This window comes from Kitasatospora sp. NPDC057518, assembly GCF_042802075.1.
Taxonomy (GTDB): domain Bacteria; phylum Actinomycetota; class Actinomycetes; order Streptomycetales; family Streptomycetaceae; genus Kitasatospora.
Genome location: NZ_JBHVEU010000067.1, coordinates 1 through 26,562, shown reverse-complemented (window position 1 = coordinate 26,562; position 26,562 = coordinate 1). Strand labels below are relative to the sequence as shown.

Here is a 26,562-nt window from a genome sequence, read left to right as displayed (position 1 = left end):
CTCGGGGGGAGCGGGGCCGCCGGTGTCCGGGCCGTACGGGCGTCAGCCGGTGGTGAGCACCAGCTTGTGCTTGGTGGCCTTCTCGACCGCGTCCGGCGTGTAGGCCCAGGTCAGCAGCTTGCCCTTGAGCCAGAGGTCGGTCTGGTCGTTGTAGTTGTCGTGGAAGGCGTGGCCGGAGGCGCCGCCGACGTTGACCCAGCGCGAGGAGTCGAGGTCGTTCAGGTCGACCACCATGCGCATCGACGGGATCCAGTCCACCTGGTAGCCGGCCGCCGCGTTCCAGCCGGCCGCGTCGACCGCCGCCGAGCCGCCGGAGAGCCGGTACGGGCCGCGGTTGAGCAGCTTGTGCACCGCGCCGGAGGCGATCGAGGAGTCGTCGGTGCCGAGGGTCTGCTCGCGCAGCTCCAGCTTGTGCAGGCGGCCCCAGCTCCAGGTGGAGACGTCCTTGCTGAGCAGCGAGGTCAGCTCCTGGCGGGCGTTCTTCATCGCCTCCTGGAGCAGGTTGTCCAGGCCCTTCTGCTCCTTGTGCTGGTCGTCGATGTACGTCCACCACGAGCTGTCGGGCTTCTCCAGCTGCTGGCGCACGACCTCGGTCCAGCGGTCGCCGCCGTCCGGCTGGGCCTTGCCCGGTTCGCGGGTGCCGCACTCGGTGACGATCTTGGTGGCGCTGTCCGGCTTGGTGGGGTCGTCCTGCTGGCGGACCAGCAGGCAGTTGTCCTTGGCCCGCAGGTCGGCCGGGAACTTCTGGCCGAAGGCGAGGATCAGCAGCTGGCGCCAGACGCCGTTGTAGTAGGCGGCGGCGGCCGAGTCGGCGTCCTGGTGGAAGTTCCAGTCCTTCAGCAGGTCCTGGGCCTCGCGCACGTACGGGTCGCTGACCGGCTGCTTGAGCAGCAGCGGGACCAGCGTCTTGGCCATCACGCTGGTGTTGTCCAGCTGGAGGGTCTGCATGTCGTCCGGCGAGATCTTGCCGTTGTTCTTGAGCAGGCCCTCGATCTGGTCGGTGATCTCCTTGGCGCGGGTGCCGTACTCCCAGTCCTTGGTGAGGTTGTACTTGTAGCTCGGGTCCACCACGGCCTGGTTGGCGGTGACGATGTAGCCGGCCGAGGGGTTGAGGCTCCACGGCAGCGCGTTGAAGGGGATCGGGTCCTTCCACTGGTACGCGGAGTCCCAGCCCAGCGCCGGGAGGGTGCCGTCGCCCTTGCCGCGGACCGGGATGGTGCCCGGGGCCTGGTAGCCGATGTTCTTGGCGTCGGCGTAGATCAGGTTCTGCGCGGGGACGGTGAAGTCCTTGGCGGCGGCGCGGAACTCGTCCCAGTTCTTCGCCTTGTCCAGCTCGAAGACGGCGTCCATGGTCTTGCCGGGGCTGAGCGCCGTCCACTGCAGGGCGACGCCGTAGCCGCTGGTGCCGCGGTCCGGGGCGGAGGGGCCGTTGGGGGCGTACTTGCCGACGTTCTGCTGCTCGGTGCTCTGGTCGGAGATGAGCGGGGCGCCGGTCTGGGTGGTGCGGACGGTGATGGTGCGGTCCTCCCCGCCGGCGACCTTGATGGTCTCCTTGCGGAGGTCGAACTTCACGTCCTTGCCGTCCACCTGGTAGGTCTCCGGGCCGGTGACCTTCTCCAGGAAGAGGTCGGTGACGTCGGCGCCGAGGTTGGTGAAGCCCCAGGCGATGTCCTTGTTGTGGCCGATGACCACACCGGGCATGCCCGCGAAGGTGAAGCCGGAGACGTCGAACTGGCAGGCCGGGGAGCTGGTCCGGCAGTGCAGGCCCATCTGGTACCAGACCGAGGGCAGGCCGGGGCCCAGGTGCGGGTCGTTGGCCAGCAGCGGCTTGCCGGTGGTGGTGTGCGAGCCCGCGACCACCCAGGAGTTGGAACCGATGCCCTGGCCGGGGCGGCCGAGCAGCTGCGGCATCGCGTCGACCCGGTCCGTCAGGCTCTGCAGCATCGCCTTGGTGGTGGCCGCGCCCTGGGCGGTGGCGGCCGTTCCGGCGGGCGTGCCGGACTGCGGGGAGCCGTCCGCGGGGCGGTAGTTGTCGCCGGTCACCGCGCCGGTCTTCACGATGGTGCCGTTGCGGGCGTACGGGTAGTCCGGGTACAGCTCGGCGATCTTGTCCGGGCCGAAGTCCTGGGCCAGCAGCGAGCGGTCGATCTCCTCCTGGAGGTTCCCGGAGAGGTTCCAGGCCATCGCCTTGAGCCAGGCCACCGAGTCGACCGGGGACCACTGCTCGGGCCGGTAGCCGCCGTTGACGACGCCGAGCAGGCCGTACTCCAGCGAGGCCTTCGCGCCGCCGGGGTGCTCGGAGAGCCAGGCGTTCACGCCGTCCGAGTAGGCCTGGAGGTACTTCTTGGTCTCCGGCGAGAGCTTGGTGTCGAACTCCTTCTGCGCCACCTGCCGCCAGCCCATGGTGCGGATGAAGGTGTCGGTGTCGACCTGGCTGTCGCCGAACATCTCGGAGAGCCGGCCGGCGGTGATGTGCCGGCGGACGTCCATCTCCCAGAAGCGGTCCTGCGCCTGGACGTAGCCCTGGGCGCGGAACAGGTCCTCGTCGGTGTCGGCGTACAGCTGCGGGATGCCGTTCGCGTCCCGCTTGACGTCGACGGGCGCGCTCAGGCCCGCGACCTTCACGCTGCCGTCGACCTCCGGGAAGGAGGCGCGAACCGCGGAGACCCCGCGGTAGCCGCCGTAGCCGGCACCGGCCACCAACAGCACGACCAGCACGATCACGATCAGACGGGCGCGCCGGAACTTCTTCGAGCGGGGCATCTGGGTCCTTGCGGTCCTGACTTCGGGGCGGGCGGGCGTGTCCAGGGCCTGCGGCCGTGACAGGGCACCACATTAGGCCGAGTCGGCCGGGCACCGTGAACGGGGGACCAAGCTAAAGATATGGCAAAATGTTAGACTGCGTAACGATCCGCAAGGGGAGCATTGACGACTTCTTAACGGGTCACCCCACAGCACCACCAGACACCCCGTCCGCCCCTGCCTGCCCGAGGTGCCCCTGCGTGAACATCTCCCATCTGAACCAGCTCCTGCTCGAGTCCTCCGTGATCCTGCTGTTCGCGGTGGGCGCCGTACGACTCTCCACCCGATCAGGGCTGCCCAGCCTGCTGATCTACCTGGGGATCGGCGTGGCACTGGGCCAGAACGGGATCGGTGTCACGTTCAACAACGCGGAGCTCACCCAGGTGCTCGGCTACGCGGCGCTCGTGGTGATCCTGGCCGAGGGCGGCCTCAAGACCAGCTGGCGCGAGATCAAGCCCGTGATGCCCGCCGCGACCGTGCTCGCCACCCTCGGCGTCGGCGTCAGCGTGTTCGCCACCGCGGCCGGCGCCCACTGGCTGGTCGGCCTGGACTGGCGCACCTCGCTGCTGCTGGGCGCCATCGTCTCCTCGACCGACGCGGCCGCCGTCTTCTCCGTACTGCGGATGGTCCCGCTGCCGCACCGGCTCACCGGCCTGCTGGAGGCCGAGTCCGGCTTCAACGACGCGCCCGTGGTCATCCTGGTCGTCGCCTTCGCCACCACCGGGGAACTGGACTCCTGGTACGTCCTGATCGGCACGATCGTCGCCGAGCTGGCCATCGGCGCCGTCATAGGCCTGGCCGTCGGCAAGATAGGGGCCTACGGGCTCAAGCACGTCGCACTGCCCTCCTCGGGCCTCTACCCGATCGCCGTGATGGCGCTCACCGTGCTCGCGTACGCCGGCGGCGCGCTGCTGCACGGCTCCGGCTTCCTCGCCGTCTACATCAGCGCGGTGATCCTCGGGAACTCCAAGCTGCCGCACGGCCCGGCCGTCCGCGGCTTCGCCGACGGGCTCGCGTGGATCGGGCAGATCGGCATGTTCGTGCTGCTCGGGCTGCTCGTCACGCCCGAGACCATGGGCGACGCGGTGGTGCCCGCGCTGGTGATCGGCGGGGTGCTGGTGTTCCTGGCCCGGCCGCTGTCGGTGATGGTCTCGCTGACCCCCTTCAAGGTGCCGGCCCGCGAGCAGGCGCTGCTGAGCTGGGCCGGGCTGCGCGGGGCGGTGCCCATCGTGCTGGCCACCATCCCGGTGGTGTCCGGCGCGCACCGGGCCGAGGACGTCTTCAACATCGTCTTCATCCTGGTCGTCGTCTTCACCCTGCTCCAGGGGCCGACCCTGCCCTGGGTGGCCAAGCGGCTACGGATCGACGAGGGCGACATGGGCCAGGACCTGGGCATCGAGTCCGCCCCGCTGGAGAAGCTGCACGGACACCTGCTGTCGGTCGCGCTCTCCCCCACCTCGAAGATGTCCGGCGTGGAGATCAGCGAACTGCGGCTGCCCAAGGGGGCCGCGGTCACCCTGGTCGTGCGCGAGGGGAACTCCTTCGTACCGGACAAGGCGACGGTGCTGCGGGCCGGCGACGAACTGCTGGTGGTCACCACGGACGAGGTCGGCGAGGCCGCCGAACGGCGGCTGCGGGCCGTGGACAAGGGCGGCAAGCTCGCGGGGTGGCTGAACGGGCGGTGACGGGCGCCGGGCCCGCCCCGGCCCAGGGGGCCCGGACGGGCCTGCGGGCCGGGGTGGGCTGGCGGTATCTACGCGCGTAACTGTATGCTGGTTCGACCACGCCGTATAACCACCGCTAGACCACCCCAGCATCTGCCTGACGCAGAGTTGGCGCGACCGCTCGGCGGCCGCGGTCCGGCCCCCGGCCACCACGCCGGACCGACCCGGTATCTACCCCGGTCGACGCGCGAGAGGACGACTCTCGGCGCCGTCGGGGCCACACCATGCCCTGCCGCGCTACCAGGCAGCAGGAAGGACCGACCGTGACGGCGCGCCGAACGGTCGACACCGCCGCGCACCCCGCGGCCACCCCCGCAGCTCCCGCCCCCGCCCGCGTCGGGTACGGCGAGCTGCTGCGCACGCCCGGGGCCTGGACGTTCCTGTCCCCCGCCCTCGTCGCGCGACTGCCGTACGCGATGCTCAGCATGGGCATCCTGCTGCTCGTCACGCAGACCCACGGCTCGTACGGCACCGCCGGTACGGTCACCGCGGTCGCCGCCGTCGCCCAGGCCCTGATCGGGCCGCAGACCGGGCGGCTCGCCGACCGCTACGGCCAGGCCTCGGTGCTCGTCCCGACCGTCCTGGTGCACGCCGTCTCGGTCGGCGTGCTGATCGCCCTCGCGCTCGGCCACGCGCCCGCCTGGAGCCTGTTCCTGGCCGCCGTGCCGGCCGGTGCGAGCGTGCCGCAGGTCGGCGCGATGGTCCGGGCCCGCTGGGTCGCCAGGTTCACCGCCGACGGCGCCTCCGACGCCTCCGCGGCCCGGGTGAGCACCGCCTTCGCCTTCGAGTCCGTGACGGACGAGTTCACCTTCGTGATCGGCCCGATCCTGGCCTCCGGCATCGCCGCCCTCGCCAACCCGGCCACCGCCCTGGTCGCCGAGGCCGCGCTGACCCTCGTCGGCGGCCTGGCCTTCGCCGCCCAGCGGGGCACCGCCCCGGCCCGGATCGTGCCGCAGCCCGGCACCAGGCGCGCCTCGGCGCTCGCCTCCCCCGGCGTCCGGCTGCTGGCCGGGACCTTCCTCGGGGTCGGCGCGGTGTTCGGCGGCATGCAGGTCTCGGTGAACGCCTTCGCCGACTCGGTCGGGCAGCACGACGCCGGCGGCACCGTGTACGGGATCTTCGCCGGCGGCTCCATGCTGGCCGGCGTGCTGTACGGCGTGATCGCCTGGCGGCGGCCGGTGCAGCAGCGGATGCTGTTCAGCTACGCGCTGCTGGTGCTGGGCTGCTCGGTGCTGTGGGCGATGCCCAACCTGGTCGCGCTGACCGTCGCCGGGCTGGTCTGCGGACTGGCCATCGCGCCGACCCTGATCAGCGGCTACACCCTGGTCGAGACGCTGGTCGCGGACGGGGCCAAGACCGAGGCCTTCACCTGGCTGACCGGCGCCATCGGGCTGGGGCTGGCGGTCGGCTCGATGGCGGCCGGCCGGCTGATCGACGGGCACGGGCCCTCCACCGGGTTCCTGGTGCCGGTGGTCGGGGCCGGGCTCGGACTGGTCGTGCTGGCCTCGCTGCGGCACCTGCTGGTGGCGCCGCGGGGCGAGGAGACCGCCGGTGCGGGGACCGCGGAGGGCGGGCGTCCGATGCAGCTGGCGGGTGTCGCCGAGGGCTGAGCGGGGCCGCGGCCGGGAGCCAGGCCTCCGGCCGCCGGTGCCGAGCCGACGGCGGCCGGAGGCTGCGCGGGCGTTGTCCGGGAACCGGGCCGACGACGGCCGACGGGTACTCCGGGGCCGATCTCACACCGGGGTCGCTGGACTGATCCCGCGGAATGCCGCATCATTGACCATCGTTAGCACTCATCAGGCGAGAGTGCCAGGAGGAAGACAAGTGCCCACGTACCAGTACCAGTGCACCGAGTGCGGCAACGGCCTGGAGGCGGTGCAGAAGTTCACCGACGAGGCGCTGACCACGTGCCCCGACTGCCAGGGACGGCTCCGCAAGGTCTTCTCGGCCGTGGGCGTCGTGTTCAAGGGCTCCGGCTTCTACCGGACCGACAGCCGTTCGTCCTCCAGCAGCTCGGTGGGCGCCGGGTCGTCGTCGACCCCCTCGACGTCGTCCACCGCGTCCACGTCCTCCTCGTCGACGTCGTCGGGCTCCGGCTCCTCGACCTCGTCCAGCCCGGCTCCGGCCGCGAGCTGATCCCGGCGCCGGGCACCATCGGCCCGGACGGCCCGTAGACCAGGGAAAGGCCCGTCGACCCCGCTTCCACGCGGGGCGGCGGGCCTTTTCGCATGCCCGCCCGGGCGCCCTGTCACCCCGGAGGGGTCGACCTCACTCCGGCGAGTGAACGAAGTTGTCCACAGGGGCGAGTTGTCCACAGGCCTGGGGAAAGGGCTTTCCGAGTTCGCCGGAAACGCCCATCGTGTGGGCATCCGGTCGGTCCGCGAGGGGCCGGCCCGCCGACACCCCGGAGGTGCGTCGATGACGACCGCGAGCTTCTCCCTCCCCCTGCCGCTGCCACTGCCCGCGCCCGCCGTGCCGCCCCGGCAGGAGCTGCCGAGCTTCCCGCCGATCCGGCGCGGGTGCGGCGGGTGGCACCGCTGGCGCAGTGCGGTGCGGCGGCGGGCCGCCGTGCCCGTCCTGGTGCTGCTCGCGGTGGCGTCGGCGCTGGCACTGGGGCCCGCGCGGGCCGGGCTGCCACCGCCCCAGGGAGGCGCACTGGGCCGGACGGGTTGTCAGTCCGGGGCTGCGGAAGATCACCCGTAACCGGGAGGCGACTTCGTCGTTCGAGGCGGCATGAAAGGCTTCAAGGAATTCCTGCTGCGTGGAAACGTCGTCGAACTCGCCGTCGCCGTGGTCATCGGCGCGGCTTTCACCAACATCGTCAACGCCTTCGTCAAAGGCGTGATCAATCCGATCGTCGGAGTCTTCGGGACCAAGGACCTCGCGTCCTACAGTTCCTGCCTCAAGGGGCCCTGCGAGGTGAGCCCGACCGGTGAGGTCACGTCCGGGATCCTCATCCTGTGGGGATCGGTGCTCAGCGCCGTGCTCCAGTTCCTGATCACCGCGGCGGTCGTCTACTTCGCCCTGATCGTGCCCATGAACAGGTTGGCGGCCCACCGCAAGAGCCTCGCCGAGGAAGCGGCGGAGGCCGAGGCCAAGGAGGTCCAACTGCTGACCGAGATCCGCGACGCGCTGGTCGCGCCGCTGCGCTGACCGGCGGGCGCCGTTCGGCCCCGGTCCCCGTTCCCCCGGTCCCCGTTCCTCAGTCCCCGTGGTGCGGCGGGCGCTGGCTCAGGTACCAGTCCAGCCCCCGTCCACCGCTCTCCCCCGCCCCGGGGCGGCCGCCCCAGCCTGCGTCGGTGTCGTCCCCGGACTGCTGGTCCAACGGGTCCCGGAAGACCAGCCGGGCCTTCACGGCCGCGGCCTTCCGGAGCTCCTGCTCCTGTTCCCCGCCCTGCTCCCGGTCCTTTTCCTGCCCCTGCTCGCTCACGCCGTCCACTCCGTCCGCTCGTCCCTTTCCTCCAGCCTAAGAGCCCCGTGGCACGCCTCGGGCCCCGGTGCGGGGCGCTTCGCACCAGGGCCCGATGAGGGCGGGTCCAGGCAGCCTGCCGGGAGGCTTCCCCGGCGGCCTTTCAAGCGGCTTCCTCAGGCTGCTTTCCCGGCGGCCTCTCAGGCGGCTTCGAAGCCCGCGTGGTCCGCGATCTTCTTCAGCTCGGCCAGCGCGTGCTTCTCGATCTGGCGGATCCGCTCGCGGGTGAGGCCGTGCTGCTTGCCCACCTCGGTGAGGGTGCGCTCACGGCCGTCCTCCATCCCGTAGCGGGAGCGGATGATCGAGGCGGTGCGGTCGTCCAACCGCCCGATCAGGCCGTCCAGTTCCTCCCTGCGGAGCATGACCATCACGGCGTCCTCGGGGGACGTGGCCCCGGTGTCCTCGACGAGGTCGCCGAACTGGGTCTCGCCCTCGTCGTCGACCGACATGTTGAGGCTGACCGGGTCGCGCGCCCAGTCCAGCACGTCCTTGATCCGGGCCTCGGTGGTGTCCAGCTCGGCCGCGATCTCGGCCGGCTCCGCCTCGCGGCCCAGCTCCTTGGACTTCTCCCGCTGCACCCGCCGGATCCGCCCGAGCTCCTCCACCAGGTGCACGGGCAGCCGGATGGTGCGGGACTGGTCGGCGATGGACCGGGTGATCGCCTGCCGGATCCACCACGTCGCGTACGTGGAGAACTTGAAGCCCTTGGCGTAGTCGAACTTCTCGACGGCGCGCACCAGGCCCGCGTTGCCCTCCTGGATGAGGTCCAGCAGCGGCAGGCCGCTGCGCGGGTAGCGGCGGGCGACGGCGACCACGAGCCGGAGGTTGGAGCGGATGAAGACGTCCTTGGCGCGCTCGGCGTCGGCGGCTATCGCCTCCAGCTCCTCGCGCGTGACGCCGTCGGGGAGTTCGCCCTCGTCCAGCATGTGCTGGGCGTACACGCCGGCCTCGATCCGCAGCGAGAGCTCGACCTCCTCGGCGGCATCGAGCAGGGGTGTCCTGGCGATCTCGTCGAGGTACATGCCGACCAGGTCGCGGTCGGCCTCGAGGTTGGTCGGGCGGGCCGCGCGACTCCGGTCGGCCCTGTCGCGAACGACGGCACGGGTGGCCATGCTTGCTCCCTTTGCTGGTGTTGCCGAGGTCTGCCTGCCTGCCTCGTGAGGGCAAGAAATGCGGGCCCCTCGGGGCCTCACACGTAACGATCCAACGAACAGATTCCGGACAACATTCCCAAGTCACTCAGATTCTTCCCGGCGATGCAGTATCCTGCCGGTTTTCACCCCGGTTCTGGACACTGGGTGACCGGTCGGGCACTTCCCGTGTCATCGGGTGACCGCTCCGGGAGTGTTTTCTTCACTCGACCCTCACGCGGCCACCGCCCACCCGTTGAACCCGCGAACGGCCGCCGACGTTCCCCGCGCGCCCCGCCGTCCGTCCCGGCCCACACCCCGGCGCACGCAGGTCCTCCGCACAAACGATGCCGAATCGCTATCACTCCGGCCCTTGCTCGGCACGGGACACTGGGAAGGTGTCAGCCATGCACCTGACCAACAGCACGACCATCCTCACTGCGCGTAATCGCAGTCTCCTTCGGGACGCCGCGCTCGCGCTGGGCTGTGCCGCGCTGTTCGGCCTGCTGGCGGCCCTGGTCATCGGCCAATGGCGCCCGCTCGCCCGCTTCGACCAGGAGTGGATCGGCGAACTGCACACGTACGCCCGGGAGCACCGGATCTGGACCGCCTCGGTGCAGACGCTCTCCGACATCGGCGGCACCGTCACGATGCGTACGCTTCTCGGAATCGCCGCCGGGTGGCTCTGGTTGATCGGCGCCCGGGTGCTGGCCGGCTGGGTGGCCGCCCAGGCCCTCGTCGGCTGGGGCGTCCTGTGGGCGCTGAAGCTGTCCTTCGACCGCGCCCGCCCCTCCTTCACCGATCCGGTCTCGCACGCCGGCGGGCCGTCCTTCCCCTCCGGGCACGCCATGGCCTCGGCGATCACCTGCGCCGTCCTGGTCGGCCTCCTCTGGTACCGGGTCCGCCGGCGCGGCCGGACCGCCGCCTGCCTGGTGGCCGCGGCGACGGTGCTGACCATCGGCTGGACCCGGGTCGCGCTCGGCGTGCACTGGCCCAGCGACGTGCTGGCCGGCTGGCTGGCCGCCGGGATCGTGCTGGGCACCGTGACCGCCGTGATCCAGGTGTGGCGCCCCGGCGCGCTGGCCCAGGACGTACGGCGGGTCAACTGGCGTACCAGGCCCCGAGTACAGCGGGTCCTCGTGTCGGCCGGGCACCCCTCGGGCACCGCCGCCCCGCTGGACGAGGACGGACCGCACGGCGCGCGGGAAGGGGCCCCGGGCGAACCGGTGGACCCGTCCGACCCCGTCGACCGGCCGGACAAGGCCGTGCGCTGAGGCGCCGTCACCCCGCTGACCCGCCCTCGCCGCCCCGGTACTCCGACCCCGGCCGAGAGCCGTCGCGCTAGGTTGGCGGCCATGTCCGACACCCCTGCCCCCACCGCTCCCACGGCTCCCAACGCCCCCACCGCACCGGCCGGTTACCCCGGGCGCCCGCTGCGGATCGCCACCGTCCAGGCCCAGGCCGTGGCCGGTGACATACCGGCCAACGCCGCCCAGGCCGCCGGACTGATCCGCGAGGCCGCCCGGGCCGGCGCCCGGCTGGTGCTGTTCGCGGAGAAGTTCCTCTCCGGCTACGAGCCCGAGCTGATCAGCGCCGACCCCGTCAGGTACGCGGTCCAGCCCGGCGATCCGCGGCTCGCGCCGATCGCCGAGGCCTGCCGCGAGACCGGTACCGCCGCGATCGTCGGCGCCGCCGTACGGGACGGCGACGACCTGCGCGTCTCCGCCCTCGTCCTCGGGCCGGACGGCGGCTTCGTCACCCGCTACGACAAGCAGCACCTGTTCAAGAGCGAACGCGAGCACTACCGCCCCGGAACGGCCGGCTGCACCGTGGAACTGGACGGCTGGCGGCTCGGCCTCGGCGTCTGCTACGACTCCGGCTTCCCCGAGCACGCCCGCGCCGCAGCGCTCGACGGCTGCCATGCCTACCTGGTCGGCGCGCTGTTCAGCGTGGGCCACGGCCACCACGAGTCCCGCACCTGGTTCCCGGCCCGCGCGCTCGACAACACCCTCTACACGGTGCTCGCCAACCACATCGGCCGCACCGGCGGCTGGTGCACCTGCGGCGGCAGCGCGGTCTGGGGCCCCGACGGCCGACTGATCGCCGAGGCGGGCGAGGACCGGCGCGAACTCGTCGTCGTCGACCTCGACCCGGACGTCCTGCGCACCACCCGCGAGACCGAGACCCTCCTCGCCGACCTCGCCCTCACCACGGGCCGGCCGCCCGCGCCCCGGACCCGCTTCACCCTGGCCTGAGCACCCCGCCGGGCCGGCCGCCCGACAGCCGGGAGCCGGGCACCCGGTTGCCGGCCCGGTCAGGAGGCCCGCATCGCCGCCACCGCGCTCATCCGCCCGACCCGGCGGGCCGGGAGCACCGCGGCGGCCAGGCCGACCAGGACGGTCAGGCCCAGGGCGGCCAGCACCGGCAGGACCGGCGGGGTGCCGACCGTCCCCACCGTCGAGGTGATCGAACGGGCGGCCGCCCAGCCGTAGGCGGCCCCCAGGCCCGTCCCGACCAGGGCGCCGGCCAGGGAGAGCAGCAGCGCCTCCAGGGTGAGCATCCGGCGGAGCTGTTCGCGGGACATCCCGATCGCGCGCAGCATGCCGATCTCGCGGGAGCGTTCGCTGATGCTGAGCATCAGGGTGGCGGCGACGCCGAGGCCGGCGATGGCGACGGAGAAGGACAGCAGGGCCATGCTGATGGTCTTCAGCCGGTCCAGCAGGGAGCGCAGGGTGTCCGCCTGGGCGGCCGTGTCGGCGACGGTCACCTGCGGGTGGTCGGCGAGGGCGCGGTCCAGGGCGCGGCGGGCGGTCGGCCGGTCCTCGCCGGCGGCCGGGCTGATCCAGGCCGTGGTGACGGGCGCGCCGGGGGCGAGGCGGTCCAGGGTCGCGGGCGCCACCAGCAGGGTGGCGCCGCTCTGCAGGGTGAACGGCAGGCTGCTGCGGCCGGGTTGGAGCCGCAGCTCGACGCCGCCGACCCGGCGCACCCCGGTGTCGCCGAGCCCGCTCAGCGCACCGCCCTCGGTGAGCGCGCGGGCCCGGTCCACGTCGTCCGTCGAGGAGTTGAGCCGGGTGGCGTCGACGGCGGCGACCACGGTGGGCCGGCCGTCGAGGTCGACGGTGGCGGACCGGACCGGGGTCACGGTCAGTCCGTGCTCGGCGCCGAGCGCGCCGAGCGCCCCGGCGGGCAGGGCGCCGCCGCCGGTGGCGGCCGCCGAGAAGACCCCCGGCTGGCGCGCGGACACCACGGGCACCAGCGACTGCGAGGTGATGTCCAGCGCGGTGACCGCGCCGACCATCACGGTGACGCCGAGCAGCAGCGCCGAGCCGGTGGCCCCGGTACGGCCCGGGTTGAGCCGCAGCTGCTGGGTGGCGAGCCGCCCGGCCGTACCGCCGAGCCGCCGGGCGGGCCGGCCGAGCACGGCGACGACGGCGGGCAGCACCCGGTGGGAGAGCCGCAGCACCCCGAAGAAGTTGGCGATGGCGCCGACGGTGACGGCGAGCAGCGACAGCGGTGGCGGGGCCACCGCCCCGGCCACCAGCAGCGCGGTGCCCGCGACCAGCAGTCCGGTGGTCCACACCGCGGCCCGCACCCGGGCGGCCCCGTCGGCCGGCGCGGGGGTGCCGCCGAGCGCGGCGATCGGCGGCACGGCCGCGGCGGCCTTCGCCGGGCCGCGAACGGCCAGCAGGGTCAGCAGCACGCCGAACAGCCCAGCCAGCAGGCAGGTCAGCGGGGAGGGCAGCAGTGACAGGTGCACCGGGCCGAGGTCGAGCCCGCCGACCACGGCGGTGCCGGCCGCGCCGAGGGCGACGCCCAGCAGCACGCCCGTCGCCGAGGCGCCCACCCCGAGCAGCAGCCCCTGGCGGCGGATCAGCCGGCGCAGCTGCTGCCGGTCGGCGCCCACGCAGCGCAGCAGGGCGAGCTGGCGGGTCCGCTGGGCGAGCACCACGGTGAAGGTGTTGCCGACCACCATCCGCGCCACCGCGAGGGCGATCAGGACGAAGGAGAGCGCGGCAATCAGCACCATGCCGTACAGGGTGCTGCTCTGCCGGGTCGCCTCGTTGACCGAGGCCTCGTGGGTGTGCACCTGGACGTCGGCGCCGAGGGCGGCGCGCAGGGCTTCGACGGTCCCTGCCCGGGAGGCGCCGGGGGCGACCCGGACGTCGAGCCGGTCGGTGACGGCGCCGGCCGCGTAGCCGGCGACCGCGTCCGCCGGGACGCCGATGATCGGGACCCCGGCGAGGCTCGGGGCGCCCCGCTCGTCCAGGGTGCCCACCAGCCGGGCGGTGGCGGTGGTGCCGTCGGCCCGGGCCAGGTGCACCTCGGCGCCCACGGCGGCGTCCAGCCGGTGCGCCGTCCCGGTGTCGAGCAGCACCTCGCCGGGTCCGGCGGGCCAGCGGCCGTCCTTGAGCAGCTGCCAGCGCAGCGCCGGGTCCTCGGCGACGGCGCTGACCGCGGCGGTGCGGTCGAGCGGCCGCCCGTCGGCGGCCAGCACGCCGCCCTTGCCGGTCAGCCGCGGCGCCACCGCGGCCACCCCGGCGGTCTGCCGCACCCGCTCCGTCGCCGCCGCGTCCAGACCGCCGGCCGCGGTCTTCCCGGTCACTTGGATGTCACCGGGCCCGACCTCGGCGGCCGCGGTCTGGCTGAAGGAGTCGACCAGTGCCCCGCTGCCGCTGACGGAGGCGATCAGGAAGGCCACCCCGAGCGCGATCGCGGCCCCGCTCAGGAGCAGTTGGCGCAGTTGGCCGCGCAGTTCGGCCACGGTGTATCGGTACGTCGTCATGGTTCCCCGGCTCGTCCACCCTGGCCGGTACGGTGCTCCGGCAGGGGTCTCGACGAGCCTAGGAGCGGAGCGGCCGCGGGCCATCGGCACGAGGTCTGCTTCATGATCAATCCGTGGGCGGACGGTCTCCCGCCCCCTCCTCCTCCCGGAGAGGTACGCCGCCCCTGACACCGTCAGCCCCGGGAACGCCGAGGGCCCATGGAAATCCGAGGGCCCATGGAACGCCGACGGTCCGGGGAACGCCGACGGCCGCCCGCCCCCGGAGGGGCGGACGGCCGGTGCGCGGTGCCGCTCGGGCGTCAGATCTTGTCGTACACACCGAACACGTCGATGATCAGGTCGGTCGACTCCCAGCCCCGGTTCCAGACGTCGACGGTGTCGGCACCGCTGACGTCCGCCTGGACCAGGTTCGACACGGTGGCGCCCTTCTCCCAGTTCAGGACCGAGGAGTCCGGCGGCGTCGGCCGGACGGCCTTGCCGGTCCCGTAGGCGTCGGCCGCGTTCGGGTCCGGCGCGACCGAGAGGTGTCCGCTGCCCTGGGTGTTGGTCACCGTCGTGTTCAGGACGAGGGCCTCGGCCGACCGCCCGACGATCCCCCCGGCGTACTGCTGGTAGTAGTCCTGCCCCTTGAGCGGCAGGGACAGCGACCGGCTGTCCCACACGCGCCGGGGCTCCACCGGCCGGTAGGCGGACTTGCCGTCGGCGCTGTAGTAGCCGGTGACGTCCACGATCACGTCGGCCCCGGACCAGGAGCCGTTGCGGACGCTGACCTTGCCGTCCGCGCCGACCGGCACGATCACCGCGTTGGCCACCGTCTGCCCCGGCTCGAAGTTCAGGTTCGACGTGGCCGACGGCTGCCCGCCGCCCGGCGAGACCGTCAGGTGGCCCGAGCCCTGCGGGTTCGTCACCGTGACGTTGAGCGCCACGGCCGCCACCCCCTGGACCGGCAGCCCGCCCTGACCCGCGACCTGCAGGTCGAAGGTGCCCTGGCCGGCGACCTGCCCCTGCGCGGTGCCCTTGCCCTCACGGGTGTCGGCGATCCGCGCCGGCTTCACCGAGGTGTACCCGTTCGCCGCCGCCTTGGTGAAGTAGCCCGTCACGTCGGCGATCAGGTCCACCGTGCCACCGCTGCGGTTGGCCAGCTCGACGTACCCGTCCGCGCCGACCGGCACGATCGCCAGCGTCGGCACCGTCCTCCCCGCCGCGAAGTTCACGTTCGAGGTGGTCGGCTGCGACGTGCCGGAGGCGAACGCGATCACGTGCCCGTCCGCCACGGCGTTGGTCGCGGTGATGTTCAGCGCCACCGCCGACACCCCCGCCGGGATGCCGCCGCGGCCGGCCACCTTCACCCTGGTCGCGGCGTTCGGGCCGACGGCCCCGACGTACGGCGCCCCGGTGCCGTCCCGGGTGTCCAGCAGCCGGGTCGGCGCGTACGGGGTGAACTCGGAGCCGTTCAGCACCACCTCCGCGGTGGTGGTGGCGGTCAGCTTGCTGGTCTGGTCGGTCGCCGTGACCGTGATCGTGTGGGTGCCGGCCTTCCTGAACGTGTGCTTGAAGTGCCCGTACGCACTGGCGTTGGCCGCGTCCGTTTCGACCGGGCTGCCGTCGCCCCAGTCGAGCTGGTAGCCGATGGAGCCGTTGGGCAGGTCGGTGGTGACGCCGGTGGCGACCCCCACGCTGAGCGAGTCGGTGCTGTAGGAGCCCACTCCCACGGTGAACTTCGGCGCGGCCGACGGCGCCGAGGACGGCGCGGCGGCCGCGGTCTTCTGCTGTGCGGCCCCGACCCCCTTGGCCGCGAGGTCCTGCTCCGCGGCGGCCTGTCCGGCCTGCTCCGCGGGGGCTCCGGCGGCCGGAGCGGTGGCGGTCGCGGCCCCGCCGGGAGCGGCGGACGGGCCCGCCGCCTGCGCCACGGCGGGCACGAAGCCCACGACTGCCGCGACGACGGCGGTGGAGATGATGAAACGGTGACGGTACACCGGCCCCCCAGTGCTTGAACGAGTTCAAAAAGCCTGGGCCGGAGCCTACCTGACCAGCAGTTCGAGCCGAAACGGGAAGCCGGTCGCCCGCTCCCGGGGAGCGGACGGCCGGCGCACCGCGCATGACGTCGCGTCAGCTGGTCTCGTACCGGCCGAACACGTCGATGATCAGGTTGGTCGGCGACCAGCTCCGGTTCCAGACGTCGATCGTGTCGGTGTTCTTGAGGCTCGCCTGCACGAGGTTCGACACGGTGGCGCCCTTCTCCCAGTTCAGGACCGAGGAGTCCGGCGGCGTCGGCCGGACGGCCTTGCCGGTCCCGTAGGCGTCGGACGTGTTCGGGTCCGGCGCGACGGAGAGGTGCCCGCCGCCCTGGGTGTTGGTCACCGTCACGTTCATGACGACGGAGTCGAACGAGCCGAAGAGCTGCGGCACGTAGTGCCGGTAGTAGTCCTGGCCGGCGAGCCCCAAGCCCCAGGTCCGGTCGTCGTGCGCCCGCGTGGGCTCCTCCGGCATGTAGGCGGCCTTGCCGTCGGCGCTGTAGTAGCCGGTGACGTCCACGATCACGTCGGTTCCGGACCAGGAGCCGTTGCGGACGCTGATCTTGCCGTCCGGGCCGACCGGCACGATCACCGCGTTGGCGACCGTCTGCCCCGGCTCGAAGTTCAGGTTCGACGTGGCCGACGGCTGTCCACCGCTCGGGGAAACGGTGAGGTGGCCGGAGCCCTGCGGGTTCGTCACCGTCACGTTGAGCGCCACGGCCGCCACCCCCTGGACCGGCAGGCCGCCCTGACCCGCGACCTGCACCTCGAAGGTGCTCTGGCCGGCGGCCTGTCCCTGAGCGGTGCCCTTGCCCTCGCGGGTGTCGGCGATCCGCGCCGGGTTCATCGAGGTGTACCCGTTGGCCGCGGTCTTGGCGAAGTAGCCCGTCACGTCGGCGATCAGGTCCACCGTGCCGCCGCTGCGGTTGGCCAGCTCGACGTACCCGTCCGCGCCGACCGGCACGATCGCCAGCGTCGGCACGGTCTTCCCCGCCGCGAAGTTCACGTTCGAGGTGGTCGGCTGCTTCGCGCCGGAGGCGTAGGCGATCACGTGCCCGTCCGCCACGGCGTTGGTCGCGGTGATGTTCAGCGCGACGGCCGTCACCCCGGCCGGGATGCCGCCGTTGCCGACGACCTTCACCTTGGTGGTGCCGAACGCGGCGACCGCGCCGGCGGCCGGGGCCCCGGTGCCGTCCCGGGTGTCCAGCAGCCGGGTCGGCGCGTACGGGGTGAACTCGGAGCCGTCCAGGACCACTTCGAAGGTGGTGGTGTCGGTCAGCTTGCTGACCGGCTCGGTCGCCGTGACCGTGATCCGGTGGACACCGGCCTTGGCGTACTTGTGCTTGAGGAACACGTCCTCCGTGCCCAGGCCGTGCTCCGAGGCCGCGGGGGTGCCGTCGCCCCAGTCGACCGTGTAGTTGACGACGACGTACTTCAGGTCGGTGGAGACTCCGGCGGCCATGCCCATGCCGTGCGCGTTGGAGGTGGACGCACCCGTGAACACCTTGAAGTACGGCTCGGCGGCCGCGGCCTTCGGCGCGGTCTCGGCCTCGGCCTTGACCTCGGCCTTGGCGGCGGCGTCCTTCGCGGACCGCTCGGCGGCGGCCTCGACGGCGGCCTCCTGCTGCGCGGCCGCCTCCTTCGCGGCCCCGGCCCCGGCGGCCGGAGCGGTGGCGGTCGCGGCCCCGCCGGGAGCGGCGGACGGGCTCGCCGCCTGCGCCACGGCGGGCACGAAGCCCACGACTGCCGCGACGACGGCGGTGGAGATCATGAAACGGTGACGGTACACCGGCCCCCCAGTGCTTGAACGAGTTCAAAAAAGCCTGGACCGGAGCCTACCTGAACAAAGGTTCGGACCCGGCGGAATATCCGGCCACCTCCCGGCATCGGCCGGTGAACGGCACGGAGAACAGACGGGACGACCGCACCGGACCGTGCGGCGAACCGGCGGAACCGACCGGCCCGGCCGGCCCGGAAAGCGGCACAGGCCCCCCGCCCGACATGGGCGGAGGGCCTGTGACCTGCGTGTTCGTTGTGCCCCAGGCAGGATTCGAACCTGCGACACCGGCTTTAGGAGAGCCGTGCTCTATCCCCTGAGCTACTGAGGCGGGGCCCGCGTGCTGCCGGGCCGTTCACAGCGTACCGGATCGGGGCTGGGGCTCGGGGTGCGTCCTGTGGATCTTGTCGGATCGGGCCGCGGCGGCGCGGACCGGGCGGGATCCGCGGGAGGCGCCGCACGGCGGCGGAGGGGGTGCGGGTGGCCGACGGCGTGTCAGGGCGGGTCAAGTAGCCTGCCGGGCAGGGCGGGATCCGCCCCGGCGCGTCGCGTGAAGGAGACGAAGGACTCGATGAGACCTGCTGTGCGCCCGGTGGGCCGGCTGTTGGGGCAGGTGTGGGTGTGGCCCGCGCTGGTCATGCTGGCGGTGGGCGGGTACCGGCTGGGAACGCCGGACCTGTGGCGGGACGAGATGGCGACCTGGACGGTCTCCACCCGCTCGCTGGGCGACCTGCTGCGACTGCTCCAGCACGTGGACGCCAGCAACGGCGCGTACTACCTGCTGATGCACGGCTGGACGGCGGTGTTCGGCGACTCGACGCTCTCCCTGCGAATACCCTCCGTGCTGGCGATGGCCGGGGCGGCGGCGCTGGTGGCGCTCACCGCCCGACGGCTGTTCGGCAGCAAGGTGGCGGCGGTCGGCGCCGGGCTGCTGCTCGCGGTGCCCCCGGAGATCTCCCGGTACGCCCAGGAGGCGCGCTCCTACGCGCTGGTGACCTGCGCGATCGCGGCGGCCTCGTACTTCCTGCTGCGGGCCCTGGAGCGGCCGACCTGGCGGCGCTGGGCGCCGTATTGCGTGGCCATGGCGCTGGCCGGCGCCGGGCACCTCGTCTCCTTCAGCACGGTCGCCGGGCAGCTGGGGCTCCTGGCGCTGCACCTGTGGCGCACCCGTCCGGCGGCGGACCGGCGGCTGCTGTGGCAGTACCCGCTGGCGGTCGCCGTGGCGGCGCTGCCGGTGCTGCCGGTGGTGCTCCTGGGCAGCCGGCAGTCGGACCGGCAGCTGGGCTGGATACCGACCCCCTCCCTGCGCGGCCTCGCCTACTTCGGCGAGCGCCTCTTCGGCTCGGACCTCGTCTTCTACGCCTTCGTCCCGCTGGCGCTGCTGGCACTGGCACTGCCCGGCCGGCGGATCCAGGCCTGGCAGGCGCTCCTGCTCGCGGAGCTGCCGGTGGTGGGCGTCTGGCTGGTGTCCCGGCTGACCGACACCTCGTACTTCCTCGGGCGGTACCTGCTGTTCACGGTGCCCGCCTGGGCGGTGCTGGCCGGCGGCGGCGCCGGGGCGGTGTACGGCGCGGTGGCGGCCCTGGCCCGACGGCGCGGCCGGGCACCCCGGGGGGCCGTCGCGGTGGCCGGGCTGCTGACGGTCGGGCTGCTCGCGGCGCCGGCCGTGGTCGCGCTGCCGAAGCAGCCCGAGATCCGGTACGCGGACTCGCACAACGGCTCGGAGGAGCCGTTCAAGGCGGCGGCCCGGGAGATAGCGGCCGGCTACCGCACCGGGGACGGGATGGCGGCCCCGCTGGGCGACCAGGCCTGGGCGATGGCCTGGCCGGGCGTCAGCTACTACCTGCCCCGGGACGTCGTCCCCTTCCCGGTCTTCGTCGCGCAGAGCGCCGACGACGCCGAGGACCTCTCCCCGACGCCCTGCCCGCAGCCGGCGGACTGCCTGGGCGGGGTGTCCCGGATATGGCTGCTGGTCCTCGGCGACACCGAGGACCCGCTGGGCGCGATGCCGACCGACCAGGCGCAGGTGCTCCGCACCCAGTACGGCGACCCGGACCGGGTGACGCCGCTCGGCGGCCTCACGCTCGCGCTGCTCGACCGGGACGTGTAGGGGGCGAAGGAACGGAAGAAGGGGAGCCGGTGTGGACCGGCTCCCCTTCTTCCGTCCCGCGGTCGGCGCCTCAGCGCCTCAGTCGCTCAGCGCCTCACAGCGTGCGCAGCAGCCGGGACTGGATGGACGGCGGGTTCAGGTCGGCCTGGAGGGCCACCGGGACCTCCGCCTTGTCCTCGCCCGCGCCCACCCGCAGCGTGCCGACCTCCGTGCCGGCCAGCGCGCGGTGGCCGATCTTCGAGGTGTCCAGGGTGACCGTGCCGGAGATGCCGGGGAAGCCCGCCACCACCAGGTCCTTGGTCGCGACGACCGCGACCTTGCCGCCGATCCCGTCGTCCACCGAGCCGACGACGTCGCCCTTCTTCACCACGGTCTGGCCGGTCACGCCGTTCTGCGCGGCCTGGATCTGCTTGCCGCTGACCTTCAGCACGGTCGGCAGGATGCCGTCGCCCGGGTTGGGCGAGGTGGCCTGCTGGCCCAGCGTGACACCGAGGATCAGCCGCTGCACGCCGCCGATCTCCTTGTAGGCGGCCCACATCAGGCAGCCGCCGGCCGGGGTGCTGGAACCGGTCTTGACGCCGATGACGCCGGTCTTCGGGTTGATCAGGTTGTTGGTGTTGGAGATCTTCACGTTGTTGAAGTTGGTCTCCGGGGTGGAGACGATCTGCCGGAAGATCTCGTCCTGCATGACCTGCTCGGCCAGCTTCAGCTGGTCCTTGGCGGTGGACTTGGTGTCCGCGCTGAAACCCGCCGGGTCGGCGTAGATGGTGTTGGTCATGCCGAACTTGGTCGCGGTGTCGTTCATCAGCTTGACGAACGCGTCCTCGGAGCCGGAGTGGAAGCGGGCGAGCAGCCGGGCCACGTTGTTGGCCGAGGGCAGCATCAGCAGTTCCAGCGCCTGGTACTCGGTGATGACCTGGCCCTCGGTGAGGGTCACCCGGGACTCGTCGACGTTGCCGGACTCCTGCGCGGCCTGCTTGTCGACGGTGATCTTCGGACCGCTCTCCCCCTTCTTCAGGGGGAACTTCTGGAGGATCAGGTAGGCGTTCATCACCTTGGTGACGCTGGCGATCGAGGACGGCGTCTCCTGGCCCGAGCTGCCGAGGCTGCCGACGCCGACCACCTCGGCGGCGGACTGGCCCTTGGCCGGCCAGGCGAGGTCGAGCACGTCGCCGGAGAAGCTGTAGCTGCCCGCGGCGGTCATCTTCAGCTTGGGGTCCGGCAGCGGACGCAGCAGCTGGGCCACCGCGAGCGCGCCGAGCACCACGGCGAGGAAGACCGTCCAGATGGTGACCCGCTTGAGGGCGCGCCGCAGCGGCGAGACCGGGCGGGCGTTGAGGGAGGCCAGGACCTCCATCGCCTCGGCGGTGTTCTCCGGCGACGGCAGCGGCTCCGGGGCGGGCAGCGGCTCGGGCTTGGGCAGCGGCGGGACCGGCGGCACCGGCCGCGGGTCGGGCTCCGGCAGCGGCTTCGGCGCCGGTACGGGGGCGGGCTCGGGGGTCGGCTTCGGCAGCGGCGCCGGACCGGGGGTCGGCTCGGGCTCGGGAAGCGGCTTGGGCTCGGGCTTGGGCTCGGGCTTCGGCTCCGGCACGGTGCCGGTCCCGGGGACGGCGGCGGCCGCGGAGGCGCGCAGCGGCGCGGGCTTCTCCAACTTCTCGGCCTGACCCGGCCGCTGGCCCGACTGACCCGACTGGCCGGGCTGAGCGGGCTGAGCGGGCTTGGTCAGCGCGAGGGTCACGGAGCCGATGGCGGGAGCGCCGTCGTCGTCACCGGTGTCGCCGGTCTCCTCCGGGGTCTCCTCGGCCTTCCCTGCCTTCTCGGTCTTCGCGGCCTTCTCGACCGTCTCGGCCTTCTCGACCGGCTCCGCCGTGGCGGCTTCGTCGGTCTTGTCGGCCGCTTCGTCGGCCGGCTCGTCGAGCTTCTCCGCCGCCTTCTCCACCGGTGCGGCGGCAGGCTCGGAGCCGCCCTCGGAGCCGGTCTCCCCCGACGGCTCGGCCGTCTTCTCCCCGGCCTTCCCCGCCACCGCGGCACCTGTCCGCATGGCGAGACGCGGGTCGGCGGCGACCGGACGCCCGGCGGACTCCGTCACCTCCGCGGTGTCCGACGAGGACTCCTTCTCCTCGCCCCCACCTTCGGAACTCCCCTTGCCGGCAGCCTTCACCAGCTCCTCGGGCAGCCGCAGCGCGGTGGTCCGGTTGTCCACCGGCAGCCGCAGCATCGTCGTCCGGCTGTCCACATCCCGGACGCGGAGCTGCACGGTCGAGCCGCCCTTGGGCGCCGTCGCCGGGGCGTCGTCGGACGCCTCCGGGGCGGCCTCGGCGGAGGTCTCCGCGGGGCTCTCCGAGGCGGTGCCGGAGTCGGCGGCCGAGGAGGCGTCGGAGGAGGCGTCGGAGGAGGTCTCCGCGGTCGCCCCGGTCTCAGCCGCGGCTGACGCCCGGTCGGCCGCCGCACCGGAGCCGCCCCCGGCCGGCCCGGCGGCGCCGGCCGCCGCACCGGTCCGTTCGGGTTCGCGGTCCCGCTGCCGCTCGTCGCCGTCCCTCAGCACCCTGTCGGGGGACTCGCCCACGTATCCCAGCCTCCTCAACGCCCGGCGGGGCACCGGCGAACCCGATTTCGGGAAGCCGACGCCCCGCCCCGTGTACCTGTACAGTCTCCGCCACCGGCGGCCGTTCCGGCCGCGCACACCCCGCCCGACCGGCGCTTATTGTCGTCGCCCGGCCGCGCCGCGGTCTGTTCACCGCTCAGACGCAGGGCCCGCCGCCGCCGGTTCCGCGCCTTCACCGCAAGGTCACGATTCGGAGGCGTACTCGACAAGCCCGTGTGAGAGGCGTCACCCTGTCTCTCATCCACGCGGGGAGGCTTGGATGGGCAAGAGCCGCAGAACTGTTCCCGAGGAACTCTTGCTGCTCGCTTTGGACCCGACCACGGGTACCACGGCGCAGCCGCAGACCCTCGACCTCGGACTTGCCGGGGCCCAGCTCGTCGAGCTGTCCCTGGCCGGACGGATCGTACCGGAGGGAGACCGGATCGCCGTCGTGCTCGCACGGCCGACCGGCGACCCGACCCTCGACCATGCACTGGAACTGCTGCGCCGACGCGGCAGTCCGGTCCGCGCGGCGCACTGGATCGGCGGGCCCCGGCTGGGGCTGCGGCAGACGTATCTGGCGCACCTGGAGCGCTGCGGCATGGTCACGGCCGTACCGGGCCAGGTGTGCGGCGTGCTGCCGACGACCCGGTACCAGGCGTCCGACGACTGCACCAACGCCGCGATCAAGCAGCGGCTGGACACCGCGATCCGCACCGGCGTCCCGCCGGATCCGCGGACGGCGGCGCTCGCGGCGCTGGCCCACTCGGTCGGCCTGGGCAAGCACCTGTACCCGGGCAACGAGGGCCGGTCCTCGCGGTCGCGGCTGCGCGACCTGATCCGGTACGACCCGCTGGGCGGGATGGTCGCGCACGCCGTGATGGACGTGCAGAACGGCCTACCGGCTCAGCAGAACCGTTCTTCCCAGGGTTCCGGGGCCGCTTCCGGCCGTCCTGGCGCCCGTACGGCGGGCCGGGGTTCGGGCGGGCGGGTCCCCGCCTCCCGGGTCGGCGTGCGCTGATCACAGCGGCGTGCACTGATCTCGGCGGAGCGCACTGACCGCGGCGGTCCGCGCGGCCCGGCGGGCAGCCATCACGGCGCCCGACACCACCGGCCGCACGCCCGCCGCACGCCCGCCGGCACCGGTCGCGCGTCCGACGCCAACGGCCGCGCACCCGGCGGCGTACGCCGCCCCGCTCGCACCGCCCGAGGGCGCTGAGCGACCCGACGCACGACCGGTACCACCGGCGCCAGGAGCACGACGCGCACCGGCCGCACCGGACGCACCACCGGCACCACCAGCACCGAGGGGCGGTCGCCCCGCGACGCGAGTCGCCCGGCGACCGCCCCTTCGCCGTCCCCGGACGCCCGGCAACCGCCCGCCCCCCGCACGCGCCGGGGCAGGTGCGGGCCGGTCCGGGGACGGCCTCCGCAGTACCTGTCCGAGTCGTCCGAGCCGCATTACCACCTGGGGGCTTTCGCTGTCTCGCGGAAGTGCTTTTCCGATGATCTGTTCTACCGCGCTGCTGTGATTCCCCGGCGCCGACCTGGCCCAAGGTGACATGCTGCTCCAAGTCAGGGGGGTTGGTCCCAATGTCCGAAGTGTTCCGAGGACTGCCGTTCCAACGAGCACCAGAGGTCCGGCCGGAGGTCGAAGTGTCCGCCAACGTCAATCCCACCGTGCGCCGTCGGCGCCTCGGTTCGGAGCTGCGCAAACTCCGTGAGGGCCTCGGCATGACGGCGGAGGAGGTCGCCGGCCGGCTGATGGTCTCCCAGTCGAAGATCAGCCGGTTGGAGAACGGCCGGCGCAGCATCAGCCAGCGCGACGTGCGCGACCTCTGCGACGTCTACAAGGTGCCCGACGACCAGTTGCGCGCCAGCCTGATGGAGATGGCCAAGGAGTCCCGCCAGCGCGGCTGGTGGCACGACTTCAACGACATGCCGACCCCGTACAGCGTCTACATCGGGCTGGAGGCCGAGGCCTCCTCGATCCGCGCGTACGAGTCCTCCTTCGTCCCCGGCCTGCTGCAGACCGAGCACTACGCCCAGGCCGTGGTCGAGGGCACCCAGCCGGACACCGACGCGGTCGCCGTGCAGCGCCGGGTGCAGGTCCGGATGAAGCGCCAGGAGCGCGTCCACGGCGAGAACCAGCTGGGCAGCCTGTGGACCGTCATAGACGAGGCGGTGCTGCGCCGCGAGGTGGGCAGCAAGGCGGTGATGGCCCAGCAGCTGCGGCAGATGCTGGAACTCAGCCAGCGCCCGAACATCACCATCCAGGTGATCCCGTTCTCGCACGGCGCCCATCCCGGAATGACCGGGACATTCTCGCTGCTGGAGTTCCCCGAGTCAGCCGATTCCACAGTTGTCTACTTCGAAGGTGTGACGAGCGATCTCTACCTGGAGAAGGAGGCGGACGTGCGCCGCTATACCGGTCTGTACGACTACCTGAGAGCGGCCGCACTCGGTGTCGCGGAGAGCCGGTCGCTGATAGCCGACATCGAGAAGGAATTCCACGAATGATCACCCCGTCCGAGTACGGAACCCCTTGGCACAAGAGCAGTCACAGCGGGGGCCAAGGCGCCTGTGTGGAGATCGCCGTCCCCGGCGCGGGGGAGGTGGCCGTCCGGGACTCCAAGGACCCCCGGGGCCCCCAACTGCGCTTCTCGACCGAGGCGTGGAACACCTTCGCCTCGGCGGCGGCGGGCGGCGCCTTCGGCGAGCTCCCGGGCTGACCCCCCTCCGGTTCCGCACTCGGACCAGTTGCCCGTAGCGGTGTCCGTCGCCCGTCGGCGGCCGGCGCTACGGGCAACTCCCGTTCCGGGGGCCGCCCCGGCCCGGCTCCGGTCCCGAGGGCCGGTCCCGCGGGCCGGTCCCGGTTCAACTCCGGCTCACAAGGCCCCGGTTCAGCCCGCCACCGGGTAGCGGGTGGTCCAGTTGGCGCCCTCCGGGGTCCGCCGGTCGTGCAGTTCGGTGCCGTGCACCAGCTCCATCACGAAGTCGTCGGCGAGTTCGAGGATCGCCCCGCGCCCTTCGAGCCCGGCCAGCAGGCCCGGCGGCAGCGCGGTGTCCCCGTGCAGCGCCCCGAGCAGGTTGCCGCAGATCGCGCCGGTGGAGTCGCTGTCCCCGGAGTGGTTGACGGCGAGCAGCAGGCCCGAGCGGACGTCGTGCGCGACGAGGGCGCAGTAGACCCCGATCGCCAGCGCCTCCTCGGCGACCCAGCCCTCCCCCAGCGCCTCGACCCGCTCGGCGGACGGCTCGCCGGCCCGCACCGCGTCCAGGGCGGCCCGCAGCGCCGCGGTGGTCTCCTCGTGCGCCGACCGCTCGGAGAGCAGGGCGAGCGCGAGGTGGACGCCCTCCTCCAGGGTGCCGCCGCGGGCGACGGACTGGACGATCACCGCGAGCGCGCCCGCCGCGAGGTAGCCGGTGGGGTGGCCGTGGGTGAGCACCGAGCACTCCACCGCGAGCTGGAACACCAGGCCCGGCTCCCAGGTGGTGAGCAGTCCGAAGGGCGCCGCCCGCACCACCGTGCCGCAGCCCTTGGAGTGCGGGTTCTTGGGGGCCTCCAGGGTGCCGAGCCGCTCGGCGTGGGCCCCGCTGAGGCCGGACAGGCAGCCCTGGCCGGGGGCGCGCTGGGCGTACAGCCACTCCTCGCGGCCGAGCCAGCCGAGGTCGGGGCGGCGCTCGTCCGGGCCCCAGTCGCGCTGGGTGGCGGCCCAGCGCAGGTAGGCCAGGTGCAGGTCGGTGGGCGGGTGCCAGCTGCCGGTGTCCCGTCGGATGTGGGCGCGTATCAGTCCGTCGACGGTGAAGAGGCTGAGCTGGGTGTCGTCGGTGACGGCGCCGGTGCGCCCGTACGCGGGGACGTAGCCGGTGACGCCCTGCGGGCCGTGCTGGGCCCGGATCTTCTCCAGCGACTCGAACTCGACGCCGGCTCCGAGCGCGTCGCCGATGGCACCGCCGAGCAGACAGCCCCGCACCCGGCTGCGGTAGTCCTGCTGCTGGGCGCGTGACCACAGTGGCATCACGACGGGGCGCCTTTCCTCGGGCGTGTGGGGGTCCGCGCGACGCTCGGCCGGGCGCGCGCCCTCGCACTGTATTCGAAGAGCCGGTCGGACCGGCCCCGTCCCCCGGACTTCGGCGCACCCGTCCCCGGGAGTTCACCGCCCCGTCC

Annotated in this window: 19 protein-coding genes and 1 tRNA gene; 11 read left to right on the top strand and 9 right to left on the bottom strand. The window is 73.1% G+C overall.

The genetic code is table 11. The features are described 5' to 3' along the window. Positions 1-42: 42 nt before the first annotated feature. Positions 43-2,763: a penicillin acylase family protein gene (locus tag ACFU7Z_RS09845; RefSeq protein WP_049654521.1), complete on the bottom strand. Its 2,721-nt coding sequence runs from the start codon at positions 2,761-2,763 to the stop codon at positions 43-45. Between the two features lie 239 nt (positions 2,764-3,002). On the opposite strand from ACFU7Z_RS09845, the gene ACFU7Z_RS09840 reads away from it, so the two are divergent. From ACFU7Z_RS09840 to mscL, 5 genes are all read left to right on the top strand, one after another. Next, positions 3,003-4,487, top strand: coding sequence for a potassium/proton antiporter (locus tag ACFU7Z_RS09840; protein WP_049654523.1), 1,485 nt, complete (start codon positions 3,003-3,005; stop codon positions 4,485-4,487). A gap of 302 nt (positions 4,488-4,789) precedes the next feature. After that, complete coding sequence (locus ACFU7Z_RS09835) at positions 4,790-6,136, top strand: MFS transporter (RefSeq protein WP_375876003.1); 1,347 nt, start codon at positions 4,790-4,792, stop codon at positions 6,134-6,136. A gap of 214 nt (positions 6,137-6,350) precedes the next feature. Further along, the gene (locus ACFU7Z_RS09830) at positions 6,351-6,662 is read left to right on the top strand and encodes an FmdB family zinc ribbon protein (protein WP_049654525.1); all 312 of its coding nucleotides are present in this window, start codon (positions 6,351-6,353) and stop codon (positions 6,660-6,662) included. A gap of 282 nt (positions 6,663-6,944) precedes the next feature. Next, positions 6,945-7,229 (top strand): hypothetical protein, encoded by a 285-nt coding sequence (locus ACFU7Z_RS09825; RefSeq protein WP_147409151.1) that lies wholly within the window; start codon positions 6,945-6,947, stop codon positions 7,227-7,229. 30 nt (positions 7,230-7,259) lie between these two features. Further along, the gene (gene mscL, locus ACFU7Z_RS09820; RefSeq protein ID WP_049654529.1) at positions 7,260-7,679 is read left to right on the top strand and encodes a large conductance mechanosensitive channel protein MscL; all 420 of its coding nucleotides are present in this window, start codon (positions 7,260-7,262) and stop codon (positions 7,677-7,679) included. A 49-nt stretch (positions 7,680-7,728) separates the two neighbouring features. On the opposite strand, the gene ACFU7Z_RS09815 is transcribed toward mscL, so the two are convergent. Together ACFU7Z_RS09815 and ACFU7Z_RS09810 are read right to left on the bottom strand one after the other, a co-directional pair. Beyond that, positions 7,729-7,956: a hypothetical protein gene (locus tag ACFU7Z_RS09815; protein ID WP_049654534.1), complete on the bottom strand. Its 228-nt coding sequence runs from the start codon at positions 7,954-7,956 to the stop codon at positions 7,729-7,731. 179 nt (positions 7,957-8,135) lie between these two features. Continuing rightward, positions 8,136-9,107 carry a sigma-70 family RNA polymerase sigma factor gene (locus ACFU7Z_RS09810; RefSeq protein WP_049654530.1) on the bottom strand — a complete coding sequence of 324 codons (972 nt, stop codon included), beginning with the start codon at positions 9,105-9,107 and terminating at the stop codon, positions 8,136-8,138. Between the two features lie 425 nt (positions 9,108-9,532). Here ACFU7Z_RS09810 and ACFU7Z_RS09805 point away from each other — a divergent pair, with 425 nt between their 5' ends. Continuing rightward, positions 9,533-10,399 carry a phosphatase PAP2 family protein gene (locus ACFU7Z_RS09805; RefSeq protein WP_380777162.1) on the top strand — a complete coding sequence of 289 codons (867 nt, stop codon included), beginning with the start codon at positions 9,533-9,535 and terminating at the stop codon, positions 10,397-10,399. A gap of 81 nt (positions 10,400-10,480) precedes the next feature. After that, positions 10,481-11,380 carry a carbon-nitrogen hydrolase family protein gene (locus ACFU7Z_RS09800; protein WP_380777161.1) on the top strand — a complete coding sequence of 300 codons (900 nt, stop codon included), beginning with the start codon at positions 10,481-10,483 and terminating at the stop codon, positions 11,378-11,380. Positions 11,381-11,439: 59 nt separating this feature from the next. Here ACFU7Z_RS09800 and ACFU7Z_RS09795 read toward each other — a convergent pair whose 3' ends face one another. From ACFU7Z_RS09795 to ACFU7Z_RS09780, 4 genes are all read right to left on the bottom strand, one after another. Continuing rightward, positions 11,440-13,908, bottom strand: a complete 2,469-nt coding sequence (locus ACFU7Z_RS09795; RefSeq protein WP_380777160.1) for an FtsX-like permease family protein — start codon at positions 13,906-13,908, stop codon at positions 11,440-11,442. Between the two features lie 299 nt (positions 13,909-14,207). Beyond that, positions 14,208-15,884, bottom strand: coding sequence for a PKD domain-containing protein (locus ACFU7Z_RS09790; protein WP_380777159.1), 1,677 nt, complete (start codon positions 15,882-15,884; stop codon positions 14,208-14,210). A 133-nt stretch (positions 15,885-16,017) separates the two neighbouring features. Next, positions 16,018-17,694: a PKD domain-containing protein gene (locus tag ACFU7Z_RS09785; protein ID WP_380777158.1), complete on the bottom strand. Its 1,677-nt coding sequence runs from the start codon at positions 17,692-17,694 to the stop codon at positions 16,018-16,020. Between the two features lie 264 nt (positions 17,695-17,958). Continuing rightward, positions 17,959-18,031: transfer RNA gene (locus tag ACFU7Z_RS09780), tRNA-Arg, on the bottom strand. A gap of 240 nt (positions 18,032-18,271) precedes the next feature. Here ACFU7Z_RS09780 and ACFU7Z_RS09775 point away from each other — a divergent pair. Next, positions 18,272-19,810, top strand: coding sequence for a glycosyltransferase family 39 protein (locus ACFU7Z_RS09775; protein ID WP_079271838.1), 1,539 nt, complete (start codon positions 18,272-18,274; stop codon positions 19,808-19,810). Positions 19,811-19,904: 94 nt separating this feature from the next. Here ACFU7Z_RS09775 and ACFU7Z_RS09770 read toward each other — a convergent pair whose 3' ends face one another. Next, entirely contained in the window at positions 19,905-22,376 is a 2,472-nt protein-coding gene (locus tag ACFU7Z_RS09770) for a hypothetical protein (RefSeq protein ID WP_380777157.1), read from the bottom strand. 298 nt (positions 22,377-22,674) lie between these two features. Here ACFU7Z_RS09770 and ACFU7Z_RS09765 point away from each other — a divergent pair, with 298 nt between their 5' ends. The 3 genes from ACFU7Z_RS09765 to ACFU7Z_RS09755 all read left to right on the top strand — a co-directional run bounded on the left by ACFU7Z_RS09765 (position 22,675) and on the right by ACFU7Z_RS09755 (position 25,126). Continuing rightward, positions 22,675-23,415, top strand: a complete 741-nt coding sequence (locus tag ACFU7Z_RS09765) for a GPP34 family phosphoprotein (RefSeq protein ID WP_049656970.1) — start codon at positions 22,675-22,677, stop codon at positions 23,413-23,415. A gap of 635 nt (positions 23,416-24,050) precedes the next feature. After that, the gene (locus tag ACFU7Z_RS09760; protein WP_380666904.1) at positions 24,051-24,914 is read left to right on the top strand and encodes a helix-turn-helix domain-containing protein; all 864 of its coding nucleotides are present in this window, start codon (positions 24,051-24,053) and stop codon (positions 24,912-24,914) included. Beyond that, positions 24,911-25,126: a DUF397 domain-containing protein gene (locus ACFU7Z_RS09755; RefSeq protein ID WP_049656225.1), complete on the top strand. Its 216-nt coding sequence runs from the start codon at positions 24,911-24,913 to the stop codon at positions 25,124-25,126. Before ACFU7Z_RS09760 ends, ACFU7Z_RS09755 begins: the two co-directional genes overlap by 4 nt. Before the next feature lie 171 nt (positions 25,127-25,297). On the opposite strand, the gene ACFU7Z_RS09750 is transcribed toward ACFU7Z_RS09755, so the two are convergent. Further along, positions 25,298-26,413, bottom strand: coding sequence for an ADP-ribosylglycohydrolase family protein (locus ACFU7Z_RS09750; protein WP_049656224.1), 1,116 nt, complete (start codon positions 26,411-26,413; stop codon positions 25,298-25,300). Positions 26,414-26,562: the final 149 nt, after the last annotated feature.

Coding starts and splice junctions, on each gene's coding strand:
- ACFU7Z_RS09845 (WP_049654521.1), bottom strand. CDS start 2,763: ATGCCCCGCTCGAAGAAGTTCCGGCGCGCCCGTCTGATCGTGATCGTG.
- ACFU7Z_RS09825 (WP_147409151.1), top strand. CDS start 6,945: ATGACGACCGCGAGCTTCTCCCTCCCCCTGCCGCTGCCACTGCCCGCG.
- mscL (WP_049654529.1), top strand. CDS start 7,260: ATGAAAGGCTTCAAGGAATTCCTGCTGCGTGGAAACGTCGTCGAACTC.
- ACFU7Z_RS09810 (WP_049654530.1), bottom strand. CDS start 9,107: ATGGCCACCCGTGCCGTCGTTCGCGACAGGGCCGACCGGAGTCGCGCG.
- ACFU7Z_RS09805 (WP_380777162.1), top strand. CDS start 9,533: ATGCACCTGACCAACAGCACGACCATCCTCACTGCGCGTAATCGCAGT.
- ACFU7Z_RS09800 (WP_380777161.1), top strand. CDS start 10,481: ATGTCCGACACCCCTGCCCCCACCGCTCCCACGGCTCCCAACGCCCCC.
- ACFU7Z_RS09795 (WP_380777160.1), bottom strand. CDS start 13,908: ATGACGACGTACCGATACACCGTGGCCGAACTGCGCGGCCAACTGCGC.
- ACFU7Z_RS09785 (WP_380777158.1), bottom strand. CDS start 17,694: ATGATCTCCACCGCCGTCGTCGCGGCAGTCGTGGGCTTCGTGCCCGCC.
- ACFU7Z_RS09775 (WP_079271838.1), top strand. CDS start 18,272: ATGAGACCTGCTGTGCGCCCGGTGGGCCGGCTGTTGGGGCAGGTGTGG.
- ACFU7Z_RS09765 (WP_049656970.1), top strand. CDS start 22,675: ATGGGCAAGAGCCGCAGAACTGTTCCCGAGGAACTCTTGCTGCTCGCT.
- ACFU7Z_RS09755 (WP_049656225.1), top strand. CDS start 24,911: ATGATCACCCCGTCCGAGTACGGAACCCCTTGGCACAAGAGCAGTCAC.
- ACFU7Z_RS09750 (WP_049656224.1), bottom strand. CDS start 26,413: ATGCCACTGTGGTCACGCGCCCAGCAGCAGGACTACCGCAGCCGGGTG.